Raw genomic sequence first — 1,099 nt, forward strand, 5'->3', positions numbered from 1 at the left:
TATCAAATGATAATGTTACCTAAATTCTACCAAAACTGCTTTCAGAATCTACTGACACCTGCACAGTACAAGATGCTCGAAATCTTGATAATGCTCTTGCAGTTTCATAAAACTGTGACGATTGAGAAGCTCTCATCTGTATTTCCCCAACCAATAAAATTTGAAAGTCGGCGACGCAGTATTCAAAGATTTTTATTGTTACTGATATTCGCCATTGATAGAACACAGTGGCACCGTGAAAAATGTATTTATAATCAGCTTAATTGAACAGAAAAGAGCAATACCAGTTTACTGGATATTATTACCAAAAAAAGGATGTAGCAAGTTGGGTGAGCAGAAAAGATTAATCCGCCCATTGCTGCGGTTATTCAAAGGATATCGAATTCTCGTACTGGGAGATAGAGAATTTCATAGTATAAAACTGGCTCATTGGTTACACAGTAAGGGAATTGACTTTGTGCTGCGTCAAAAACAAGGTACGTATATTCGCCAAGGAAATGAATCATATCAACGGTTACAATCTTTGGGATTAAATCCTGGTATCTCGTTCTTCTTGACAGGTATTCAAGCCACTAAACAAAAAGGCTTTGCTCATTTTAATTTAGCTGGATATTACAAGCGTAAATATCGCGGGAAAGTTGAACCTGCTGGCTGGTTTTTACTGACTAATCTTGATAGCCTTGCCGATGCTATTAAAGCATTTAAATTGCGTAGTGGCATTGAAGCTATGTTTAAAGACTGCAAGACTGGTGGCTATAATCTCGAATCTACTTAAGAGTAATGGTCAACGATTGATGGCACTAATTTTATTAATTGCTATCGCCTATACTTGTGCTGTTTTAGCGGGTCGTCACTCGCGTCAAATGGGATTACAAAAATATGTTGGTCGTCTGAAGGAATTACACCGACTACATCGCCGACATAGCGCATTTTGGATTGGTTTGTACGGCCAATTATGGGTGGGTGCGATGGAGTTTTGGGCTGATTTAGCTCATGATTTAATGCGTTTAAAGCCCAATAAACTACCCTATTTTCACAAGGGTCTACGTGCTATGTCTTTTATCCAGTCTGCTTTGTAGCTTGTTTGTCACCCCGTAAG

At 38.7% G+C, this 1,099-nt stretch carries 1 pseudogene; it reads left to right on the plus strand.

Going from position 1 to position 1,099, the window contains the following annotated elements:
- Positions 1-12 precede the first annotated feature (12 nt).
- Positions 13-1,079: pseudogene (locus tag UYI_RS40335) on the plus strand (IS4 family transposase).
- The last annotated feature ends 20 nt before the right edge of the window (positions 1,080-1,099 follow it).

It is taken from the genome of Fischerella muscicola PCC 7414 (assembly GCF_000317205.1).
Lineage (GTDB): Bacteria > Cyanobacteriota > Cyanobacteriia > Cyanobacteriales > Nostocaceae > Fischerella > Fischerella muscicola.